Raw genomic sequence first — 23,435 nt, 5'->3', positions numbered from 1 at the left:
AAATATCGTTAAATTTTAATATACTGCAACTATAAACGATAGCCTAACAGGAAAGCAAACCATGCCCCACGCCACTACCCCAACTATAGAAAACTTCATCGCCCGCTGGAAAGCATCCGGCGCATCGGAACGAGCTAACTACCAGCTGTTTTTAACGGAGCTGTGCGAGCTGCTGGGCGTGGAGAAGCCGCAACCGGCCACCGACAAGGTACACGAAGCGACTTATACTTTTGAGCGGCCCGTGGTGTTTGATGATGGCGAAGGTAAGACGAGTACCAACTTTATAGACCTTTACAAGAAAGACTGCTTTGTGCTGGAAGCCAAGCAGGGCGCTGACAAGGCAACTATAACCGAAGCCGAACTACTGGGCGCAGAACGCATCAAAACCAAAACAGGTACTGCCACCCGCGACACCCGCACCTGGGACCGCGAAATGAAAAAGGCCAAGGAACAGGCCCTGCGCTATGCCCGCTCGCTGCCGACTACTGAAGGCTGGCCGCCGTTCCTGGCGGTGGTGGATGTGGGGTATTGCATTGATTTGTATGCGGATTTTGCGCGGCAGGGAAAGACCTATGTGCCCTTCCCGGACCCGCAAAATTATAGAATTACCCTAGAAGAACTTACCCAGCCAGAAGTGCGTGAGCGCCTGCGTTTGCTCTTTACCGATCCGCTGGAGCTGGACCCGAGCCGACGTGCTGCCCGTGTAACAAGGCAACTGGCCGAGCGACTGGCAAAACTGGCGGCATCGCTGGAGCAGACCGGTTATACCCCGGAGCAGGTATCGGGCTTTTTGATGCGCTGTTTGTTTACCATGTTTGCCGAAGACGTGCAGCTGTTGCCCGAAAAATCGTTTACCAAACTGCTGCAGGATTACCGCCAGAATATCACCTACTTCCCTGATGCCCTGAAGGCGCTGTGGCAAAGTATGGATCGTGGCGGCTTTGACCCGGCCCTGCGCACCAACATACCGCAGTTTAACGGCTATTTGTTTAAAGACCCCGAAGCGCTGCCCATTACCGAAGCCCAATTAGACCTGCTGATACTGGCCGCCGAAGCCGATTGGGCCGATGTGGAGCCTGCCATTTTCGGTACCTTGCTGGAGCGGGCCTTGCAGCCGCGCGAGCGCCACAAGCTGGGTGCCCACTACACGCCCCGCGCCTACGTGGAGCGCCTGGTAATGCCAACCGTTATTGAGCCGCTGCGCGAAGAGTGGGAAGCAGCCCGCACCGCCTCGGCTATACTTGAGGATAGCGGCGACGAAGCCGGAGCCCGCAAAGAAATAGAAGCGTTTCATAGGCGCTTGTGCTCGGTGCGCGTGCTGGACCCGGCCTGCGGAAGCGGCAACTTTTTGTACGTAACCCTGGAGCACCTGAAAAGGCTGGAAGGCGAAGTGAACGAGTACCTGGAGCATTTCCCGGGGCAGCGGACCCTGGACATGACGGGCGGCTTTACCGTAACGCCGGCGCAGCTGCTGGGCCTGGAGGTAAACCCACGCGCCGCGGCCATTGCCGACGTGGTGCTCTGGATCGGGTATTTGCAATGGCACTTCCGGGCGCACGGCACGGCCACCCGCCTGAGCAACCCTATTTTGCGCGAGTACGGCAACATAAAGCAGCAGGACGCGGTGCTGAGCTACTCCGACCGCAAACCGCGCCTCGACGCTGGCGGCCAGCCCGTTACCCGCTGGGATGGCCATAGCACCAAGCCGCACCCGGTTACCGGACAGGAAGTGCCCGACGAAACCGCCCGAACTATAGTTTACGATTACCTCGACCCCAAACCCGCCACCTGGCCCGAAGCCGATTTTATAGTAGGCAACCCACCGTTTATTGGGGCAAAATATATGCGCGATGCTTTGGGAGATGGTTATACTGAAGCACTTAGAAAAGCTTACACTAAAGATATTTCTGACAGTACAGATTTTGTAATGTACTGGTGGCATAAAGCTGGTGAATTAGTATCCAGTGGTAAAGCCGAAAGGTTAGGTTTTATTACTACAAACAGCTTAAAGCAGATATTTAATAGAAGAGTTTTACAAAGCTTCATAGAATCAAATAATCCCCTTTCTCTTTTGTATGCTATACCAAATCATCCTTGGGTAGATAGTGCAGATGGAGCTGCTGTTAGGATTGCAATGACTGTAGCGGGTAAAGGTATTTTAGATGGCCGTATTGATTTTGTCTCAAGTGAGAAAGCTAAAGGAGATGTCGAGATTGAAGTCTCGTTTAACGAAAAGAAAGGTAAAGTTCAGGCTGATTTAACAGTTGGTGCTGATACATTGTCAGCATTACCACTTTTGTCAAATGATGGATTGGCAAGTCGTGGAGTACAGCTAATTGGATCAGGATTTATAGTTACTCCTGAAGAAGCGATAAATTTAGGATTAGGGAAATATGATGGTTTAGAAAATCATATCAGAGATTATCTAAATGGAAAAGATATTACAAGTACTCCTCGTAGAGTGAAAGTAATAGATTTGTATGGCCTAACTGCTGAAGAAGTAAGAGAAAGATTTCCCGAAGTATATCAATGGGTTTATAATAGAGTGAAGCCACAAAGGGATGCCAAATCTCATTCCAAAGATGGTGCTGGATATGCTAAACTTTGGTGGTTGTTTGGAAAAACAAGATCAGAAATAAGGAAAGCTTTAAATGGACTTCCAAGATATATTGGTACTGTTCAAACATCTAAACATAGATTCTTCAGATTTTTAGATGCAAATATACTTCCAGATGATGCGGTTATAGCTATAGCATTTGCTGATGCATATAATTTAGGAGTTTTAAGTAGCAAAATACACGTTACTTGGGCTCTTAATGCTGGAGGTCGTATGGGAGCAGGTAATGACCCTATTTATAATAAATCCCGTTGCTTCGATCCCTTCCCCTTCCCTGCCGCCACCGAAGCGCAGCAGGAGCAGATCCGAAGTATAGCAGAGCATCTGGACGCGCACCGCAAGCAGCGGCAGGCGCAGCACCCCACGCTCACCATCACCGACATGTATAACGTACTCGAGAAACTTCGGTCGGGCGAAGCACTGAACGCCAAAGAGCAGAAAACCCATGAACAAGGGCTGGTAAGTATACTGTTGCAGCTGCACACCGAATTAGATGCCGCCGTAGCCGCCGCCTATGGCTGGCCCGCCAACTTGCCCGAAGAAGAGATACTCGAACGCCTGGTTGCCCTTAACAAAGAACGCGCCGCCGAAGAAGCACGCGGCCACATCCGCTGGCTCCGGCCAGAGTACCAGAACCCGCAAGGCACCCAGCAAACCGATATGGGCATAGAAACCAAATCCAAAGCTGTGAAAGCCACTGCTAAGGAAGTACTGGCCTGGCCAAAAACGCTCTCGGAGCAGGCACAGGCCGTACAACGTGCCCTGCAGCTACACGAGCGTCCGGCCACCGCAGCCGATCTGCTGCACCAGTTTAAGCCCGTAGCCAAACCACAACAGCCGCAGCGCCTGCAACAAATAGACAGCCTGCTGCAAACGCTTCATGGGTTAGGCCTATTGAGAAAGACGGAAAAGGATCAGTATGTTAAATAAGACATCCTGACTCAGGGAAATCAGCATAGCGGTCTGGTAGTATGTTGAGCGATGTGGGGAAAATACCCGTACATGCTATATTCGAGTTTAGGTTACCAGATACAGGTTCATAAAACTGAAAAGCTATGAATAAAGATCACGGACACCACGAACATCACAGCCACAAAGAACAGTCTGTAAACAAGGCAGAAAAAATAGAAGAGCGCCTGCAAGAAAAAACCCTGCATGGCCATAGCGATGCCATGCACAGCGACACGCGCCATCACCCACCACACCAGGGACACGCGGCACACGGTGAAGCCGGGCATGACCATCACCGCATGATGATTGAAGATTTTAAGAAGCGTTTCTGGGTATCGCTGGTGCTGTCGGTTCCGGTGATCGTGCTAAGCCCGATGGTGCAGCACATTCTTGGCTTTTCGCTGGATGTGCCCTATGGCATGTACATCGCTTTTGCACTTTCCAGTATCATCTATTTTTACGGTGGCTGGCCTTTCCTGACAGGTTTAGTGGAAGAAGTAAAGAAAGGTGCACCGGGCATGATGACGCTGATAGGTGTTGCCATTTCCGTGGCCTATGTGTATAGCACCGCCGTTGCGTTCGGGCTCGAAGGCATGGACTTTTTCTGGGAACTGGCCACCCTGATCGTGATCATGCTACTGGGGCACTGGATCGAAATGAAATCGGTGCTGGGTGCATCCAAAGCCCTGGAACTGCTGGTAAGCATGATGCCATCCGAAGCGCAGGTGATCAGAAACGGAGAGACTATAACCCTAAAAGTTGAAGACCTGCAGCAAGGTGACCTGATCCTGGTAAAGCCCGGAGAGAAAGTTCCTGCTGACGGGGTGGTGGTACAGGGTGATAGTTACCTGAATGAGAGCATGCTGACCGGCGAGAGCAAACCGGTGCAGAAAAGGAAAGATGATAACGTAATCGGCGGAGCCATCAACGGGAACGGTTCGCTGCAGGTGCGTGTGGTTAGCACCGGCAAAGACAGCTATCTGAACAAAGTGATCAACCTGGTGCAGGAAGCACAGAAAACAAAATCAGACACGCAGCGCCTGGCCGATAAAGCAGCTAAATGGCTCACCTACGTGGCACTGGTCGCCGGCTTTGGCACCTTTGCCGTCTGGTTGTTGGTGGGCGCTGAACTGGACTTTGCCCTGGAGCGGATGGTAACGGTGATGGTGATTTCCTGCCCGCACGCACTAGGCCTGGCCATTCCGCTGGTAGTAGCTATCTCCACAGCTGTTTCTGCCAATAACGGGCTTCTGATACGCAACCGAACTGCCTTTGAGAATTCCCGCCTGATCACGACCATCATCTTCGATAAAACAGGCACCCTGACGCAAGGCTCTCATGAAGTGGAACAGGTTGTTTCCTTCGACCAGCGTTTCCCTGAGCAGGAACTGCTACGCCTGGCTTCGGGTGTGGAACAGAATTCCGAACACTACATCTCGCAGGGTATTCTGCGTAAAGTAAAAGCGGATGGAATTGCCGTACCTGCTTCAGAAAACTTTAATTACTTGCCTGGCAAAGGACTGGAAGGCACTGTGGAAGGCAGCGATGTTAAAGTGGTCGGACCAAACTATATTAAAGAGTATGGCATACAAGTGCCGGATAGCAAGGCCGAAGAAGGTGTAGAAACGGTGGTTTATGTGCTGGTGGACCAGCAGGTTGCCGGCTACATTACCATGCGCGACCAGATACGACCGGAGTCTGCAGGCGCTATAAAAGTATTAAAGGAGAACGGCATTAAGAACCTGCTCCTGACCGGTGATAATGAGCGCGTAGCCAAAAACGTGAGCGATAAACTGGGTATGGATGGTTACCTGGCCAATGTGCTGCCACACCAGAAACAGGAGAAGATAAAAGAGCTGCAGGCCCAGGGAGAGTTTGTGGCCATGACCGGAGACGGTGTTAACGATGCTCCTGCCCTGGCACAGGCTGATGTAGGCATTGCGGTAGGTTCTGGCACCGACGTAGCCGCCGAGACAGCTGACATCATTTTGGTAAACAGCAACCCGCAGGACATTGCCTCGCTTATCATGTTCGGCAAAGCTACTTACCGGAAAATGATCCAAAACCTGATCTGGGCGACAGGCTACAACATCATAGCACTTCCATTGGCTGCTGGCGTACTGTATCAGCAGGGAATCATGGTTTCTCCGGCCATTGGTGCTGCACTTATGAGCCTGAGCACCGTGATTGTAGCTATCAATGCGCAGCTGTTGCGCAGGCAGATAAAGCAACTATATTAGCTGAAACATTATACCCTATTATTGTACAAAAGAGTTCATTTCGTAACTCGCGAAAAGCAAAATGCCTTTTGTGTCTACTCCTTTAGCTCTTGTGTTGGGCGTGCAATGCTTTTCTTCACTTCTATTTCATCCGGTAAGCCTGTAGTAGATCTCTTCCAAGATCGCCGTTAGTCTGAGCAGGTTAACCTGGATCAATTTCGGGTTCCAGTGATAAGTTGGTATACTTTGAACTGCTCAGGTTCTAGCTTATGCTGCATCAGAAACAAGCTTTTGAAGCTGGAAACGCAGAAGCAGTATGAAACCTGAATCAATTAGTTTCAGCCCTTCTCAGTCAAGTTGAAGAGATCTTTCCACAGTACCCATCATAGAATCGGCACTTGTATAATTAACCAACTAAAGTGTGAACTCACAATTATTTATCAGTTCATACCCTATTTATCAGCTTTCATACAACAAAATACGGTGTTCGGAAAAGTTCATTTTAAGCAGTACCAATACCACCATAATTTTGCTTATGATTTAGAGAGTGGCACTAAAAGTATGACATGAGGTTATTAAAACTATAAAACTTTCCGGAAATTTTATAAAGTCTTACTTCCAGTAGCAAAATACCTTTGTGTCGCTTATCCCATTGTTCCTATATATATTACAAAATAAAACCATGAAACAATTATTGAGCTTACTAGTGCTACTGCTTTGCCTATCGACATCTGTGGCAGTAGCACAGGAGAAAGTAACCGTCAGCGGTTATGTAAAAGATAAAGCCACTGGCGAAGGATTAATCGGCTCTTCGGTTAGCGTGCAAGAGCTACCGGGTACTGGCGTTACTACCAACGAGTACGGCTACTACGCTCTTACCCTACCTAAAGGCACCTACACCCTTACCTTCAATTATCTTGGGTATATAACTATCTCCAGACAAGTGCACCTACAGAGCAGCACGAAACTTGACACAGAATTGGAGCAAAATGTGACTAAGTTGAAAGAAGTGGAAGTTGTATCGCGTAGGGAAGACACCAACGTGAAAAGCATGGAGATGAGCACCCTGAAGATGCAGGTGGCCGAAATAAAAAACATGCCTGCCCTGCTGGGTGAAGTAGATCTGGTAAAAGCCATACAGCTACTGCCAGGTGTGCAGAATGCCGGCGAAGGCACATCGGGCTTTTATGTGCGTGGCGGCGGTGTGGACCAAAACTTAATTCTTTTGGATGAAGCACCTGTGTATAATGCCTCGCACCTGATGGGCTTTTTCTCAGTATTTAATGCCGATGCTATTAAAGACGTGCAGCTCTACAAAGGGGGAATTCCAGCCCAACATGGCGGCAGGCTTTCTTCCCTTCTGGACATCCGCATGAAAGAGGGGAACAATAAAAACTTGGAAATATCGGGTGGTATAGGTACTATCTCCAGCCGCCTGACAGTTGAAGCACCCATTATCAAAGACAAAAGTTCCTTTATAGTATCAGGCCGCCGCACGTATGCCGACATCTTCTTTGGATTGAGCAGCGATGAGAATGTAAAAGATAACAAACTGTACTTCTACGACCTGAACACCAAGCTCAACTATACTTTAAACGAAAAGAACCGCCTATATGTGTCAGGTTACTTTGGACGCGATGTAGCAGCCACCAACGACTTTAAGATGAACTGGGGTAATGCCACTGCCACTGTGCGTTGGAACCACCTGTTTAGTGACAGACTTTTCTCCAACACCACCTTTATCTTCTCCGACTTTGACTATGCTCTTGGCTCAAAAGAAAAAGAATCTGAATTTACCTGGAAGTCACACATCAAAGATTATGGATTAAAGAATGACTACACTCTTTTTCTAAATCCAAGGAACCAGCTGCGGTTTGGCCTGCACCTGACTTACCATAACTTTATGCCTGCTGAAGTTAAGCCGGGCAAATTCTCTTATGTTAACGCGCTTAAACTAAATTCTACGAGTGCGCTGGAGGGAGCGCTATACCTGAGCAATGAGCACCAGATCACGGACCGGTTAACCCTTGATTATGGCTTAAGGTTATCCAGCTTTACGAACATGGGACCGGGCAAAGTGTACCTGTACGATGAAAACTTTGATACGCCGGTAGATACTGTAACCTATAGCCGATTTGAGAAGATAAAAAGCTATGGTGGGTTGGAGCCACGCTTTGCAGCCAAGTATGAACTGAATGATGCAAGCTCTATTAAGGCATCTTACAACCGAACACTGCAATACCTGCACCTGGTGTCAAATTCTACATCCGCAATGCCATTTGATGTATGGATACCAAGCAGCACGTATGTAAAACCACAGAAGGCTGATCAGGTAGCAGCCGGCTACTTCCGCAACTTTCAGGATAACATGTTTGAAGGCTCTGTGGAAGTATACTACAAGTGGATGGACAACCAGATCGACTATAAGGATTACGCAGAGATATTCCTGAACGAGCGCCTGGAGACAGAGTTACTACGGGGCAGCGGCGAAGCCTATGGAGCTGAATTTTACCTGCGCAAGCAGAAGGGGTTACTGACTGGCTGGATAAGCTATACTTTATCTAAAACAGAACGCACAGTACCAGGAATTAATAATAACAAGTCTTACCCGCTGCGCTATGACCGCCGCCACTCCGGAAACCTGGTGCTTAGCTATCAGTTTAGCCCAAGTATAAACCTGGGAACTAACTGGACTTACGCTACAGGTGGGGCTATTACCATGCCGGTCGGCCGTTACGAGTATAATGGCAAAACTTACCCTGTTTACTCTGAGCGTAACGGTTACCGCCTGCCAGATTACCACCGCTTAGACCTTTCCGCTACCTATGAGAAGCCGAGGAATGAGTTTAAGAAATACACCAGTTCCTGGACGCTGAGTATCTACAATGCATATGCACGCAAAAACGCTTTCTCTATCTACTTCCGCGAGAACGAAGATGACAGCAGCAAAACAGAAGCTGTAAAAACGTACCTGTTCGGTATTGTGCCATCTCTTACCTATAACTTCAATTTTTAATCAGACGCAAAATGAAAAAGATACTTTTATACTTGCTGGCTATGCTTATGCTGGCCTTTACCAGCTGCGAAGAAGTGATTGATTACGAACTGGACACAGCTGAGAGCAGATTAGTAGTGGAAGGTTTGTTAACAGATCAGCCGGGCCCGTATAAGGTGCGCTTATCCAATACCAAGGGGTACCTGGATGAAGGACGTACAACAGGCGTTAACGGTGCATTGGTCATTATATCCGACAATCATGGCCATACAGACACACTGAAAGCGGCCGGCGAGGGTCTGTACCAGACAAACACGTTGCAGGGTATCCCTGGCTACACCTATTATTTTAAAGCTGTGGTTAACGGCAAAGAATACACTGCTCAGAGCTATATGCCTGCTGTCTCTCCGCTTGATTCATTAACATTCGAATACAAAGCTGCAGGACATATGGAAGATGAAGGTTATTACCCTATCGTCCATTTCGGAGACCCGGCAGGTAAAGGCAATAACTACCGCTGGAATGTTTATATTAATGGAGTATTAGAGCCCGATGAGTTGGCTGTGCTGAATGATGAGCTTTATGACGGTAATTATGGCCATGCCAATATGCAGTTTGCTGTACAAAAAGGAGACAGATTAAGAGTTGAAGTGTATGGTATCGACAAGCCAGCTTACGACTTCTGGTTTGCTCTTCTAAACCAGCAAAATTCTTCTGGTGGCCCTTTTGAAGGTACACCTGCCAATGCTCCTTCCAACATTAGTAACGGGGCTATAGGCTACTTTGGAGCTTCTGCAGTTTCAATCATAGAAGCAGAAGCACAATAAGCAAATCATCAACTTGCCATCAGATCTAACCCTGCTCCACCTATGAACAGTAGGGTTTGATCTTAAAGCTTTCAAGAAGAGCTTTACCTTTTATTCAGAGTCAACCTGAACAAACATGAATGTATGAAGCTAGCTAGCTTAATCAGAGAGAAAAGTAATAAGGAAACTGTAAAATTAAAACTCGTTTCAGCTGTCTTACTTTCTGTATTGTATACAAGTGCTTTGGCATTTGTTATTTATGGCTCCTTGTTTTACCCGGTAAGCCACCTTGTATTTGATCTAACTTACGCCTTTGTTTATTTCTTGCTTTTATATGAAGGATACCGCTTACTTATAATACAACAGGAAAAGTATCTGTCCTTTTTAAAAGCCTTGTACCTAAAGTATATTGTTGGGCTGCTTGTATTCCAGTTGTTTAGCCTGCTGTTAGTTTTTCTGATAGGTATCGTGCCCTTTGTATTTATACTTCAGATGGAGCCCATAGGTAAGATAGACTTTGAAGTTGAATTACGATTAAACGCAGTCATAAACCTGTTATTCTCGGGAGTTTATTTCTCAGCTCTTACAGGCTTGAATGCACTTAAAAGTTACCATAAAGCAGCTGTTAACGCAGAGATACTTCAAAAAGAAATTGCACAGGCGCAATACGAAGGCTTAAAAAACCAGGTTAATCCCCACTTTCTGTTCAACAGTCTTAATGTATTATCATCGTTGGTGCATGTCGATGCAGATTTATCGGAAAAGTTTATTGATCGGCTTGCAAAAGCTTACCGTTACGTGCTGGAGCAGCGTGATCAGGAGTTAGTACCGCTAAAAACAGAGATTGATTTTATAAACGCTTTCATTTTTCTGCTTAAGATTCGATTTGAAGATAAGCTACAGGTAAATATATCCATTCCTGCAGAAAAGCTGAACCTTTACATCCCACCCCTAACCTTACAACTGCTGATTGAAAACGCTGTTAAACACAATGAGCTATCTAAAAGCAGCCCGCTGGTAGTAGACATAAGAGCGGAAGATGACGATTACCTGGTGGTGCAGAATAATGTACAGTTAAGGAAGCAGGAGTTTGCTTCTACAGGTGTTGGATTAAAAAATATTACAAACCAATATAGTTATTTTACACCAAAAAAAGTAACTTTCCAGCTGTCTGACAGCCTGTATCAGGCGAGGGTTCCGTTACTGACCTAGCCTGCAAAGAGCTGTAAAAATGTAAAGGCTTCTCCTGTTTCAGGGGTTGATACTGTTCTGGTTCTCCTTATTTTTAAGCTCATGAAAGTAGCAATCATTGAAGATGAGTCACTCGCTGCCAAAAGGCTGGAAAGTCTGCTGATTAAATGTGACGACAGCATTACAGTAGAAGCTGTTTTACCGTCTGTAAAAGAGAGTGTAAAGTGGCTAAGCACCCATCCTCAACCTGACCTGCTTTTTATGGACATTCACTTGGACGATGGGCAAAGCTTTGCAATCTTTGATCAGGTGGAGTGTTTTACACCGGTAGTTTTTACTACTGCCTACGACGACTACATGATCAAGGCGTTTAAAGTGAACAGCATCGATTATCTGCTAAAACCAATAAATCCGGAAGAGCTACAGGCCAGTATTGCTAAGTTCAAAAAGCTAAGAACTACTTCAGGTATAAACTCAGGTTTTATTAAGGAACTGCTACATTCTGCGCTGCCCAAAGAACCAGCTTATAAATCTCGCTTTCTAATAACACAGGGCAGTAAAATCAGAACTATAGATATAGCTGATGTTGCTTATTTTTACTCTGAAGAAAAACTGACATTCCTGGTAACAAAGGAAGGACAACGCCTGCCTGTAGATTATACATTAGAAAAGCTATTTAATATTCTCGACCCGAAATACTTCTTTAGAATAAGCCGGCAGTTCATCATTCATCTGGAATCAATCGACACTATACATAAGTATTCCCCTACCCGACTTAAAGTAGAGCTGCGCCCTGCTACTACCAAAGATGCTTTTGTAAGTATAGAAAAGTATACTGCATTCAAAGAATGGCTTGATGCTTAGCCTATGCTATTATTGAACTATAACACATCAGTCTTAATAAGTCGCCTGCTTTTTATAGTTTGTAGTTCACTCTACTTTGCTCTAAAGTCTTCAGTCTCCTATTTCCAAAGCTCATCCTTTTATTTTAAGTGTTCGGGAAAGATAATTTCCCACATCTGATTGGTTGGCAGATATTTGTACTACTTATAGGATTAGCACTAGCCTTAGTCATCTAAAGCTGTTCCTGTACTGGTAAGTTAAGCGCGAATCAATCACGACACACAAAATAAAACATGAAAAAGCTACTCATTACTGCTCTTACACTCCTTCTGTTCACTGCTGCACAAGCTCAGACAGAGAAGCCAACCCAGGCCTGGGAAGTTGAAGTTGATCCAATCGCCTTTTTCCTGAAAGGCTACTCCGCCCATGTAATATACCAGCCCGACAGGGTACGCCTGGATGTTGGCGTTTTTGGTGTACAGCAGCCGGAAAGCTTCCATGGGAACAAAGGGTTTAATTTAATGACGCAAGGCTTCGGTTTGAAAGCAAGCTACCTGCTGCAGGGAACAACTGGATTTTACACTGGCCTTGGAGCAGGCTATACTTTTAATGAAGCAACCCATAAAGAAAGTGGGGTTGAAGAGACAGGCAAAACTATAGGTGTAGGCACACACATTGGTTATCGCTTCTTTTTCCAAAAAGATGAAGATGGAACTCCTAAAGGACTATACATTACGCCTTGGGTAAGCCTGGATTATAACATTCATATAGATAAAATAAAGTTTGAAGGCAATGAATTTAAGCAAGACAAGTTCGGAGTCTTCCCTACTGTACATGTTGGTTACCGATTTTAACTTATGCTAATGATGAAACTACTACTAAAATCAGAAGACCTGGCTAAGCTTGTACTCTCCTATTTGGGTAGCTTATACTTAGGGTATGACTGGTGGCTATACTTTGCACTACTACTTGTTCCAGATATAGGAATGGTCGGATACCTGGTTAGCTCAAGAGTTGGTGCTTTTACCTATAACCTGCTACACCACCAGGGCATTGCCATTGCAGTTGGCATTTCCGGATTCTATCTTGGCCATGAGACGCTACAGTTTGCAGGTCTCTTGCTTTTTGGGCATAGTGCCATGGATAGAGCCTTAGGCTATGGCTTAAAGTTCACGGACAGCTTTAAACACACTCATATAGGATGGATAGGTCCCGAAGCAAAACAGGAGCTACAAAAAGGGTAGCCAAAACTATTAGTAATTATTCGCGCAGGCTGCCAGTCTCAGCATTGAAAGCTTTTGATCAACAAGCTAAGTATGAATTACTGATTAGTACAATAAAAAGGAGCCTAGAGATCATTAGGCTCCTTTTTATTGTACTGGTACTATCACACAGCGGCTACTGTACTAACTGCTGCTTTTCCTTTCCTTTTAACATCTGCTCTAAGGCCAAACAAGAGCCTGCCTAACCAGAACTGCCGGATGAAGTGATATAGGATACTGCAAATCAGGAAAGTACCGCTACTGATCAACAAAAACTGCCATCCTATGCCGATTGGAAGTTGTATAATATAATACCCGATGATAATGATAATGGTCTGATGCAGGATATAATACGGATACACTGCCTGACTGCCATACTTTAAAAACTTGTTAGAGAAAGTCAGGTAAGTGCTGCCAAAGCCATACACTATGAGTAACCACAACCATGTGTTTAAGCTTTGCAGGGCCTGGTATGCAGCGTACCCAAGTATAGTTGCAGGCTCAGTTTCTGGTACCCAATAGAAAGTATAAAGCACCGTGTATAGCGCAACCCCAAAGAACAAGTAGCTCCATTTCGCTTTCTTGATAGCAGCCATGGCCTTTGCATTTGTAGCGATCAGGAACCCGTAGATAAAAACAGGTAAGTAAAAGGCATGATTTGCAAGATCTGTAATAAAATTCTGATAAGAAGGGAAAGCTTTTCTGAGTAGCACTTCACTTACAATGATAGGTAAAGCAAGTAATACTATACCAGAAGAATTTGAGATCAAACGATCAATCCACTTAGGTTGCCCCTTTTTGATCCAGCGCTTAAACAGGGGCAGGCATACTAAGGAGTAAAAAAGTACATATACCAGGTACCACAGGTGGTTCCAGGTAAAGAATTCAAAAAAATAGGCTGATGTATAAAAGTCCCAGAAGCTTTGGGCGTACCCACCCTTCTGAACCTGCTCATAATAAGCTTGCGGCACAACTACTACCAACATACCAAACAGCAATGGTATCAGAATACGAACCAGGCGCTCCTTCACAAACTCACCACTGCTTCGCTTGTGGAGCGAGTACCAAATCACAGCTCCACCTATAAAGAAGATCAGGGGCATCCGCCACTGGTTAACCAGCATCATTGCCCACTCAAAAAACTTGCTGCTTTCGGGGTGCTGTATGTGCCATCCCCAACTGACAAAGATCATACCTGCATGGTATAAGATCAGGAGCATGAAAGCGAGAAGTCTTAACCAATCAAGGTCGTACCGGCGATACATTGTTTGTGTCTGTTCCATAAATTTACCGTTATTTTTTCGGTAAACTTAGGGCAACAAATAGCGGAAGGTAAACCTGATATGAAAGGAAGTAGTCCTTTCTTATAAGGAAGAACGCTGCTGAGCAGGTGTTTTACCCGTTATTTTCTTGAAAGCGTTGTAAAAGGCAGATTTGGAACTATAGCCTACCTCTTCTGCAATCACTTCAATAGGAGTGTTCTGATGCGAAGAACTTTTCAATAACCTGATGGCTTCTTCTACCCTTAACTGCGCAATAAAATCAAAAAAGCTTTTACCCAATCGCTCATTTATTACCTGCGACAAATAATTAGGATGTGTATGTATTCGTGCAGCCAAACCTTGCAGGCTGATGTTTGGGTCAGCATAAAACTTCTCCTTTCCTATAAGCCCGTTCAGCTGGTGCAGGATCTCATCTTTCTGTGCTTCGCTTAAGCCAGACTTGCTATACTTTGGCTCAGGAACCTTTTGCTCGGCTACAATTCCTTTTTCTGACAACAGTTGGGAGCTTTGTAGTAGTATTCCATTCAGAGCGAAGGCAGAAACTGCAAAACTAACAGCAATGATATAATCCCCCAGGTCTGCTCTAAAGCTAAACTTAACAAGAAGGGTAAGGATCAATAAAGCGCTCATCCCCCACACAACAGCCCGCACCAGCTTCTTAGTATACTGATTCAGACTTTTGGTTTCCAGTTTAAGCAACCAAAGGCTGAGTGCCAGATATATACTTATGTGCATCAGGCATAATTCATTAACAAACCGCTTTAAAAAGAGTGGGTCAAGATTTGATGTTTCTTCCAGTTCAGGATTTGCTAAAACCGGCTGGTAGGCCGATAGAAAAGCATCCAGTTTAACAGACTCCGGTTGAAGATAGAATGGAACACAATAAGCCAGGTACAGAACAAAGGGTATAAAGTGCAGGTAATATTTTTTATTGAATGGTTTAGGGTAACAGGCACAAAATACAAAAAAATAGATAAGTGGGCCTAGCACGAAATTGAGCGGCTCGCTGAAATCAACCAAATGAATAGCATATACAATATAGCCGCTATAGCTCAGGAATATTTCGACAGTAATAAGGGTGAGAGAAAGCACCAACAAGCCCAGAAGCTTCAGGAAAAACGGGGCTTTATTTTTAAAGGTGAAAAGGTAGATAAGCAGAACACTTTGGATAATGCCAAACAGCATGACAACAGCAAATAAATCCTGGTGCAGAAACTGCTCTTTGTTCATATTTCATAGTCTGTGATGTACGCATCAAATATAATGTTTTGTGCCTTATTTATAAGGCAGGAAAACTTGAAGTATTTGCTTGTTTGATTTAAATGACATAAGCCTTAGAAGTGTTAATTATTTGATGCATCCTTGAATTAAATAATCAGAGTGGAACTCTGTACTGTAGTTACTTCTCCATGGATTAGCAGTTTTACTTATGAATATTTAGCGCATGGCTGCCTTGCCTAGCAGATACTAAAGGAAAAGAAAGTTCAGAAGCAGTTCAATGGCAAATATGGTGATCAGTGCAAGAAGCATTGGCTTGGGGAAACTCTGTAAAGCATGACTTTCATAATTCTTCACTCAAACACAACAGTACATCATAAACAACATCACATGCTAGCGCACTTCTCACTGTTGAAGCTCCCGTACTCTTTAACACCTAGCTTTTGCTCATGGGCTGCATTAAGACTGTAAAAGAACAGTCCGCACCCAGGCAGCTATTTGCTTCTTGCTCTCTTTTGAATAAGGTAGATGCTTTGTGGGTCCTTTGTGGCAGAAATCAGCAACCTTGAAAGAATGGTTGGCTCCTGCAACTGTCAATACCTTAAAATTAGATGGAGTACCTTGTGGAAAATATTTGTTCAGCGTTTCAATCGCATACTTAGGAGAAACAAGGGCGTCGTTCTCCCCAAACATCAGGAGTATCGGCTTATTGATAAAAGGAAGATACTGGCCCGGGTCAAACTTCCTGATGACTTTCAGCTGCTTCCAGTTTTCCTGGACAGGTAGCAGAGATGCCAGGAAAAAATCGCGCTTTACCATTCTCAGCGCCTTTTCTCTGGCAGCCTGTTCTTTCATCTGCTCCTGACACATCAACACACTTGCATAGTCATTTCTTACCTGTTCCTTTACATCAAAGGTCGGACCGGCAAGTGAAATACCTCCCACAAAGGTGTCAGGATACTTTGCCAGGCATACCTGCGTTATCCAGCCTCCTTGACTATGTCCAGCCACTGCAATCCTACTTTTGTCGATCATTGGGAGTGAAGCTAGATAGTCAGCAGCAGCCTTTGCGTCGGCGGCCCTACCTTCAAAATCTGTGTTGTACCATTTACCTTCAGACTCACCTACCCCTCGCTTATCAAAGTAAAGAAGCGCTATACTATCCAGTGGCAGATGCTGCTCAAAAAGGGAGTCCAAAAGAGAGGCGTAGTTTGCCACAGTGGAACTTCTACTGGAGCCAACGCAGAAAACAATAGCTGGAACTTTAGTTTTAGCTCCCCTGGGGCTTATCAGTATCCCTTTAAGCAAGTTATCTCCGCTTTTAAATGACACTGGAACTTTTTGAAATGTGGTATGACTGGAATCAGGAGCCGCACCAAGGCTTTTGATACAAAGCACCAGGGTACTTACCAGGACGATTATTACACTTCCAGATACTTTTATACAGCTTATACTGCAGAACCTCATACAAATTAGTTTTAATATAATAGTTAAATCATGCGCCTTCCCGTTTCTTAAGAGCCCAATCTTGTTACTTTTATGGCTTTATACTCGGTACCTTCAACAGCAAACCGCTGCAGCAGAAACTCTTCAGGTTTGAGGTAATTCTCTATAAAAGGCAGATCCGGTGCATAATAAAAGGTCCCGCCTATTTTTAGAGCGTGCAGTATTTCTTTATAGCGAATCCCAAAGTTGGCATAATCCCCTCCTACCCGCAAATGGTGATGCAGAAAGTGATTGGAGAAGCCCAGATTACTAATAATTGTTCCCCAGGTTTTGTCGCTTAAGCTGAACTCGAACCAGTCAGCTTTAAAAGTGTGGCTTGAAGGAGATACGCTACGATCTATACCATAAGCTTCCAGCTTTTGATCACGCAGATACCTGACCAGGTGTGCTTGCTGACCGCACCCCAGATCCAGTATTGGCTCCTTCAGGGTAGCAATGTCAATATGTAGCAAGTGAAGCTGTGTAGCGGCAGTATATTCTTCACAAACAACTTCCTGCTCCAGATAGGGCTCCTTATTAGAATAAAGATGTCTGGCAAAGGGGTTAGTCATTCTGAGAAATGACTGCAGAGCAATGAAATGCTTTGTGGCTATTTGTTTATAAGCTTCTTTCTCTTCACTCTCTGGCAAAGCTTTTAGTTTTGAAAGAAGCTTTATATAAAGCTTTTTTAAAGTAGCTTTATCAAGCTCATTAAAATAATAAAACTGGTTGGCCTGGCATAACGACCTAATAGCACCATCAACCAGGTACTTTGTGAGTGAGTTTTCTTCTTCAGAGGTTAGCGTCTTTATTGCCTGATGGTTTTGCCGCAGGTACGCTATAGTTTCGGGTTGAAAACTTAAGACGTTATTACTCAGGTTGCAGAAGATGTTCTTTCTTCTGCTGTACTCGAACTGCCGATCGATCTGTGTCCTTAAATTTTCCAAAACGGGTAACACCAGGTTATAATACTGTCAATCAATCACTTAATAAAACCTTTCCTCAGCTATTGAAGAGGTACAACTAAACATTGCATACTGTACTCTTTAAGCAGTTCTTTTACCATAAGAGTAGCTGTTGCCAAATGATGCAGTAAAACTAAGATACGCAATAGATAATTATGTTATAAGATATTATATATAAATTATATATTTATTAAAATACAGAATATGGCTTAAGTAAGTGCGAAAAATCAACCCAATCAGGCACAAAGTTGGACCCCATAACAAGCACTACCCAACATATTACAAGTCTATTGATTGCCTGCCTTGGCCAAAAACTGCTCGCGGTAAGTAAGACCAATCGGAATGGCTTTGCCTGCAATAGTTACCTGGTGCCGCTCAATTACATCGAGGTGGTTCAGTGACACGATGTAGGATTTGTGCACCCGAACAAACTGGTCTGCAGGCAGCAGGTTCAGCACTTCTTTCATGGTCAGCAGTGAGAGAATCTTTTTGCCCCTGGTGCAGAAAGCCATGTAATTGCCTGCGCCCTCCACGTAAAGTATGTCTTCCAGCTTCAACTTGAAGGTCTGGGTGCCGCTTTTAATGAGCACATTCGATCTGTCCTGGATTGGAGCAGCTCGTTCTGCGGGAGATTGGGCAGTGTTGTCTTTTCTTTTAAGGTTCTGTAGCTCCACTGCCTTGTTCACCGCCTTCAGAAAGCGGGCGTAGTTGATGGGTTTTAGCAGGTAATCCACGGCATCGTAGTTGTAGCTTTCGGCACCGAACTCGGGGTAAGCAGTAGTGAACACTACCATTGGTTTGCGCGGCAAGGCTGCCAGCAACTGCATCCCAGAAAGCTCCGGCATGTTAATGTCCAGAAAAATTAAGTCCACCTCCTGCTCCATCAAAAAAGCTAGCGTCTTTACCGGATTGCTGAACGTGCCAGCCAGCTTCAGAAACGGTGTTCTCCGCACATAATCCGCAGCCAGCTCAAGTGCAAAAGGTTCATCATCTACTACAATACACTTCATGGATGTTAGAGAGTTTGGGAATTAGATAATTAGAAAGTCTCATTGGCAAAATTAAACGTAAACCGAAATAACTAAAGTTGAACAAGATCAACGCACCTCAATCCAGCTTAAGGTTAAGTGATGTACTAAATTTATCATCTTTTCGGGAAATCTGTAATTGGTGTGTGCTGGGGTAAAGCAAGGCTAGTCTTTTTTTTACGTTTTCCAGCCCTACACCGCCGGCTTTTTGCCCCGGCTCTTTGCGTGCCTGTGCGATGCTGTTCTGCACTTCAAAGTATAGCTGCCTGTCGTTCAGTTTAAGCCTGATTAAAATATCGGAAGGCTTGTCGAGCCGAATACCGTGCTTAAAGGCATTCTCCACAAAAGGGATAAGTATGAGCGGTGCGATTTTATACTTGATGTGGTCGCCCTCAACGATGAACTTTACGGTTGTCTGTAGCTCCGGCGACAGGCGCATTTTCTGCAGCTCAATAAAACTACCTATATATTCCAACTCCCGCGACAACTCCACTCTTTGTACGTTGCTTTCATAAAGCATATAGCGCATCAGGTTAGCCAGCTTTTCTACAATGCCTGCCGTACGTTCGTCGCCGTTGCCGGCAGCGCTTGCATAGGCCATGTTCAGCACATTGAACAGGAAATGCGGATTTACCTGGGCCTTCAGAAAGTTTAGCTCCGCCTGCAGCATTTCTTCTTTCAATTGCTGTCGCTGCTTTTCGTTGCGTAGCCAGCTTTTAGTAAAGCCATAGCCAAGCGCCAGTGAGAAAATAATGAAGTTGAACAGCAGGTTTATGAGCAGCTGTCCCCAGAAGCCTTCATCTTCGGTAGAATAATAATTGATGAACAGCAAATAGTCTATACCTGTCTCCAAAGCCGTCAGTCCCACCCACAACGAAAATGAGCTTAACAGGAAAATACCCGCTTTTTTAGTAGCTGAGTAACGCGGTATCAGCACAAGTGAGATGGTGTAAAACAGGCAGATATTGAGCAAGGTGCCAATAGTAACGGGCAGCAGGATCGTTCCGTCGGTGCTCTTGAAGGAGCCTAGCGTGTTTACCCAAAGTATAATTGCCAGGTAACCCGACAGCCAGACAACCGCGTGTATAATGGGTTCTATGTGTTTGCGTTTCAGCATACAGTAAAGTAGAAATGATTTTCTTCTGTTATTGCTTTAATCAGAGTTTATTTACCCCATTCAGGTTCTTCATTAAAAGATGGGAAACAAACCCTGATTCAGACAGGCACCTAAAATTAGTAATCCCGCCTTACCTTCCACACCACGATGGATGAACTGCACGATTTTTTATGTGAACTTGAAAAAGTATGGACGAACGCGGCCTGAAATATAAAATCCAGAATTGGCATAATAAGAGAATGGGTTGGCGGATTTGATTTTCTGTACCGGAGAAGTCGTGGTAGGTTTGGATCATCAAAGCAGGCAGGGTGTCTGATAGTCAATTTAAAACAAAATAAAACGATGAAACTCCTACACAACTCCATTCTCTTCCTGAGTATCTTTCTCCTGAGCCTGTTCCAAACAGCGGCACAGGCCCAGCAAGGCCAGCTTATACAGGGAATCTGGCTTGGAAAGCTGCAGATCAAAAATGATGTGCACATGAACATCGCTTTCGAAATCAGTAACAATGAAAGCCAGCAACTGCAGGCCGTGCTGCACAGCCTCGACCAAAACGTGTACGACATCCCGGTAGATGAAGTGCAGTTCGACGGCAGCCAGCTAATACTTCAGGTAAAGGCGCTGAATGCCACTTACAAAGGCACCCTGTTAAATGCTACTTCAATACAGGGTGGGCTGGCCCAAAACAGCACAGATGCCTTCCCGATGAACATGAAAAAAGTGGGGAAACTTCCGGTAGCAAAGTCACGCAGGCCGCAGGAGCCTACAGAGCCGCTGCCATACTTATCGGAAGAAGTAAGCTACCGCAACGAAACAGCCAACGTAACTCTGTCTGGCACACTCACCATACCTGACACCGCTGGCCTGCACCCTGTAGTGCTGCTCATTTCCGGCTCCGGCCCCAACGACCGCAACCAGACCATATTCGGGCACAAAGTATTCCTGGTGCTGTCTGATATGCTGACACGTGCCGGTTATGCCGTCCTGCGAACCGATGACCGTGGTGTAAACAAATCTACCGGCGATTTTGCCTCGGCAAGTATAGCAGACTTGGCAAGTGATGCCGTGGCTGCTGTTAACTACCTGAAGTCCCGCCCCGAAATCGATAAATCGAGAATTGGTTTGATAGGTCATAGCTTGGGTGCTGAGATAGCCCCTATTGCTGCAAATCGGGCAGCGGATGTGGCTTTTGTGGTGCTCTTGTCGGGGACGGCAGTAGAATCAGTGCATACGGCTTACTACGAGCAGGCCCGTGCGCACTATCAATCTATAGGGGTGAGCCCGACTGGTATTGCTGTGAATGAGAAGGTATTGAAGGCTGTTTTTGAGACCATCCGAAGCGAAAAAGATGATGCCAAAGCCATATCCAAAATAGCTGCCAGGTTTAAAAAGCTGGATTCAGAAGTAGCAAAGCTCAGCCCTGAAGAAAGAAAGCTGCTGGAACTGCCAACTCCGCTCAACCCAAATCAATTTGCAGATTTTCTGACGCCGGCTTATCGCGAAGATCTGTTTTACAATACAGCTTCAGAGATTCAGAAACTAAAGTGCCCTGTGCTAGCCATAAACGGATCCAAAGACCTACAGGTATTATCTGTTAACCTGAAACGCATAGAGAGAGCGCTTCAGGAAGGCGGCAATAAACATTATACAATCAAAGAGTTCGAGAACAAAAACCACCTGTTCCAGACTACCAGCACCGGCCTGATCTCAGAGTATAACAACCTAGAGGAAACCTTTGCCCCTGATGTAGTGGAGTACATGGTAAACTGGATGAACAGCCTTTAAGGCTAATCCTTTACTTCATCCGCTATTCTTTTACGTTTATCTGCAAAAAAGTAAAGACGATATAAAGTTCACGTTTGTATATTACAAACTGATTCCACAAGTATCAAATAGGCAGTATACCATCCGCCGCAAGATAGCAACCGGCAGGGGGAGTTTATTCCTTGCTAACGATAAGCTGCCCCTGCCTCAAACCAAGAGTTGAGGTCTCATCAAAGCATGATTTAATGTTGATCAAGATTCGATACTAAAATGAAATTAACTTAAGTGTAGGCAGTCTAACTTAAACCCCGAAGCTATAGGATCCTAAAAAGTCTCAAGCTACAGATGTAACTCCCCATTAAGTTATCCTACGGACTACTACTATAAAAAGAGTCACTCCACATTAAATGGAGTGGCTTTTTTGGTTCGATAAATTTCCCCTTTGGTTCGTATTTTACAATATCATGCCTGATGATAGTTTAATCTGCAACCAAAAGTATATGCATTGGAATGCAGCACTATCCATTAACTGTACTTTTTTTCCTTTGCAAAAACCTTGTGCTTCTTAAAAACTGTCGAGCCTTAATTTCTATAGAATGGTAAGTATAATGAGCACTAATAATCGTTAAGCCGACAAAGGAAACCCCAAGGCCAAGTTTTACTGGAACGGATAATGAGATGATCTTTAATTCACTTTTCAGATAGGTCAGGGAAAACCAATATACTAAAAACCAGAAGCCATGCATCATGTAAATGGAGTATGAAATATCTCCCAGGTAGCGCAGTGTTTTCCTCTCCAAAACCCTTTTAACCAACCCGTAATTATAAGCAGCACAAAGTAACAGAAGTATAAACAACGGAATCAGGAGTATATCGCTCAGACTAAAATGAAAAGCTATTACAATCAATAGCGCTGTAATTAAAAAGCTGGTGTTTTTTGATAGCCATACTACCCCTACTCGATGCACGAAAACCTGGTAAAGTATAGTTCCAAGCGTGAACTCGGTCAAACACCTTACCCAACCATAATCAAACGTTATATCTAAGTTGCCCCGGATCGAGAACATGCCAATAAGAACTGCACTTGCTACAACCAGGGCTATGCTTTTATAGGTAAGGTTACTCCTGAATACAAACGGAAGTATAAAACAAGCGCAAACATAAACCCACCATTCCGCACCAATAGACCAGGAAACTATATTCCAGGAAAGGTAAACATGTTGATTCATGGCATTGATCAGGAGCAGGTTATCCAGAAGTGCAGGCCAAGCAAGAAATGTCTCCCAGCTGCCGTCTACCACAGCAGGAAATAAAAGCGGTATGATGATGGCGAGTGGGACTAATAACACAAGTATAAAAAGGTGCAGCGGGTAAATTCGCGTAAAACGTGCCCATAAGAAGGTTTTGATCAGCTTTGCTTTGTCTGAAGAACCTGCAAAAGCTGCACCGTACACATGGCTTATGACAAAGCCACTGAGTAAAAAGAAAAAATCAACCCATAGGTATCCTTTTGTTATGATGCCGGTTAGCTCGTGCGGAATTAAAGGTCCAAAATCCCTGTAAAAGAAAATCACTTCCAGGTGAAACAGCATAACCCACAGGGCAGCTATGCCACGCAAAGAAGTTAATGATGTGATGTAGTTTTGTTGCTGATCCATCTGGCTTTGTAAAGTATAAAGTGCTGAAGTTTG

At 44.9% G+C, this 23,435-nt stretch carries 16 protein-coding genes; 9 read left to right on the top strand and 7 right to left on the bottom strand.

What is annotated here, in order from left to right; genetic code table 11:
• Nucleotides 1-61: 61 nt before the first annotated feature.
• From GWO68_RS07485 to GWO68_RS07450, 8 genes are all read left to right on the top strand, one after another.
• Entirely contained in the window at nucleotides 62-3,547 is a 3,486-nt protein-coding gene (locus GWO68_RS07485) for a class I SAM-dependent DNA methyltransferase (RefSeq protein WP_162345803.1), read from the top strand.
• Nucleotides 3,548-3,672: 125 nt separating this feature from the next.
• Nucleotides 3,673-5,808, top strand: a complete 2,136-nt coding sequence (locus tag GWO68_RS07480; protein ID WP_202923697.1) for a copper-translocating P-type ATPase — start codon at nucleotides 3,673-3,675, stop codon at nucleotides 5,806-5,808.
• Nucleotides 5,809-6,469: 661 nt separating this feature from the next.
• On the top strand, nucleotides 6,470-8,803 hold the full coding sequence (locus GWO68_RS07475; protein ID WP_162345802.1) for a TonB-dependent receptor: 2,334 nt from the start codon (nucleotides 6,470-6,472) through the stop codon (nucleotides 8,801-8,803).
• Nucleotides 8,804-8,814: 11 nt separating this feature from the next.
• Nucleotides 8,815-9,609, top strand: a complete 795-nt coding sequence (locus GWO68_RS07470; RefSeq protein WP_162345801.1) for a DUF4249 domain-containing protein — start codon at nucleotides 8,815-8,817, stop codon at nucleotides 9,607-9,609.
• Between the two features lie 372 nt (nucleotides 9,610-9,981).
• Nucleotides 9,982-10,800 (top strand): sensor histidine kinase, encoded by an 819-nt coding sequence (locus GWO68_RS07465; protein ID WP_235941981.1) that lies wholly within the window; start codon nucleotides 9,982-9,984, stop codon nucleotides 10,798-10,800.
• An 81-nt stretch (nucleotides 10,801-10,881) separates the two neighbouring features.
• Nucleotides 10,882-11,643 (top strand): LytR/AlgR family response regulator transcription factor, encoded by a 762-nt coding sequence (locus GWO68_RS07460; protein ID WP_162345799.1) that lies wholly within the window; start codon nucleotides 10,882-10,884, stop codon nucleotides 11,641-11,643.
• A 272-nt stretch (nucleotides 11,644-11,915) separates the two neighbouring features.
• Complete coding sequence (locus tag GWO68_RS07455) at nucleotides 11,916-12,476, top strand: hypothetical protein (protein ID WP_162345798.1); 561 nt, start codon at nucleotides 11,916-11,918, stop codon at nucleotides 12,474-12,476.
• Between the two features lie 9 nt (nucleotides 12,477-12,485).
• On the top strand, nucleotides 12,486-12,866 hold the full coding sequence (locus tag GWO68_RS07450) for a DUF4260 domain-containing protein (RefSeq protein ID WP_317164498.1): 381 nt from the start codon (nucleotides 12,486-12,488) through the stop codon (nucleotides 12,864-12,866).
• A 143-nt stretch (nucleotides 12,867-13,009) separates the two neighbouring features.
• Here the strand turns inward: GWO68_RS07450 and GWO68_RS07445 are convergent, their stop codons facing one another.
• The 6 genes from GWO68_RS07445 to GWO68_RS07420 form a co-directional block, all read right to left on the bottom strand.
• Nucleotides 13,010-14,167 (bottom strand): acyltransferase family protein, encoded by a 1,158-nt coding sequence (locus tag GWO68_RS07445; RefSeq protein WP_162345797.1) that lies wholly within the window; start codon nucleotides 14,165-14,167, stop codon nucleotides 13,010-13,012.
• A gap of 81 nt (nucleotides 14,168-14,248) precedes the next feature.
• Nucleotides 14,249-15,397 carry a helix-turn-helix domain-containing protein gene (locus GWO68_RS07440; RefSeq protein ID WP_162345796.1) on the bottom strand — a complete coding sequence of 383 codons (1,149 nt, stop codon included), beginning with the start codon at nucleotides 15,395-15,397 and terminating at the stop codon, nucleotides 14,249-14,251.
• Between the two features lie 447 nt (nucleotides 15,398-15,844).
• The gene (locus GWO68_RS07435) at nucleotides 15,845-16,852 is read right to left on the bottom strand and encodes an alpha/beta hydrolase family protein (protein WP_162345795.1); all 1,008 of its coding nucleotides are present in this window, start codon (nucleotides 16,850-16,852) and stop codon (nucleotides 15,845-15,847) included.
• 47 nt (nucleotides 16,853-16,899) lie between these two features.
• A complete protein-coding gene (locus tag GWO68_RS07430; protein ID WP_162345794.1) occupies nucleotides 16,900-17,817 on the bottom strand; it encodes a class I SAM-dependent methyltransferase in 918 nt (305 codons plus the stop codon).
• Nucleotides 17,818-18,122: 305 nt separating this feature from the next.
• On the bottom strand, nucleotides 18,123-18,845 hold the full coding sequence (locus GWO68_RS07425; protein ID WP_162345793.1) for a LytR/AlgR family response regulator transcription factor: 723 nt from the start codon (nucleotides 18,843-18,845) through the stop codon (nucleotides 18,123-18,125).
• Between the two features lie 97 nt (nucleotides 18,846-18,942).
• A complete protein-coding gene (locus GWO68_RS07420) occupies nucleotides 18,943-19,980 on the bottom strand; it encodes a sensor histidine kinase (RefSeq protein WP_162345792.1) in 1,038 nt (345 codons plus the stop codon).
• 342 nt (nucleotides 19,981-20,322) lie between these two features.
• Between GWO68_RS07420 and GWO68_RS07415 the strand changes: the two genes are divergently transcribed.
• Nucleotides 20,323-21,765, top strand: a complete 1,443-nt coding sequence (locus tag GWO68_RS07415; protein ID WP_162345791.1) for an alpha/beta hydrolase family protein — start codon at nucleotides 20,323-20,325, stop codon at nucleotides 21,763-21,765.
• A 497-nt stretch (nucleotides 21,766-22,262) separates the two neighbouring features.
• On the opposite strand, the gene GWO68_RS07410 is transcribed toward GWO68_RS07415, so the two are convergent.
• Nucleotides 22,263-23,402: an acyltransferase family protein gene (locus GWO68_RS07410; protein ID WP_162345790.1), complete on the bottom strand. Its 1,140-nt coding sequence runs from the start codon at nucleotides 23,400-23,402 to the stop codon at nucleotides 22,263-22,265.
• Nucleotides 23,403-23,435: the final 33 nt, after the last annotated feature.

The organism is Pontibacter fetidus, assembly GCF_010119545.1.
Classification (GTDB): Bacteria; Bacteroidota; Bacteroidia; order Cytophagales; family Hymenobacteraceae; genus Pontibacter; species Pontibacter fetidus.
The sequence above is the reverse complement of the archived record's forward strand: the minus strand, read 5'-3'. Positions and strand labels throughout refer to the sequence as shown.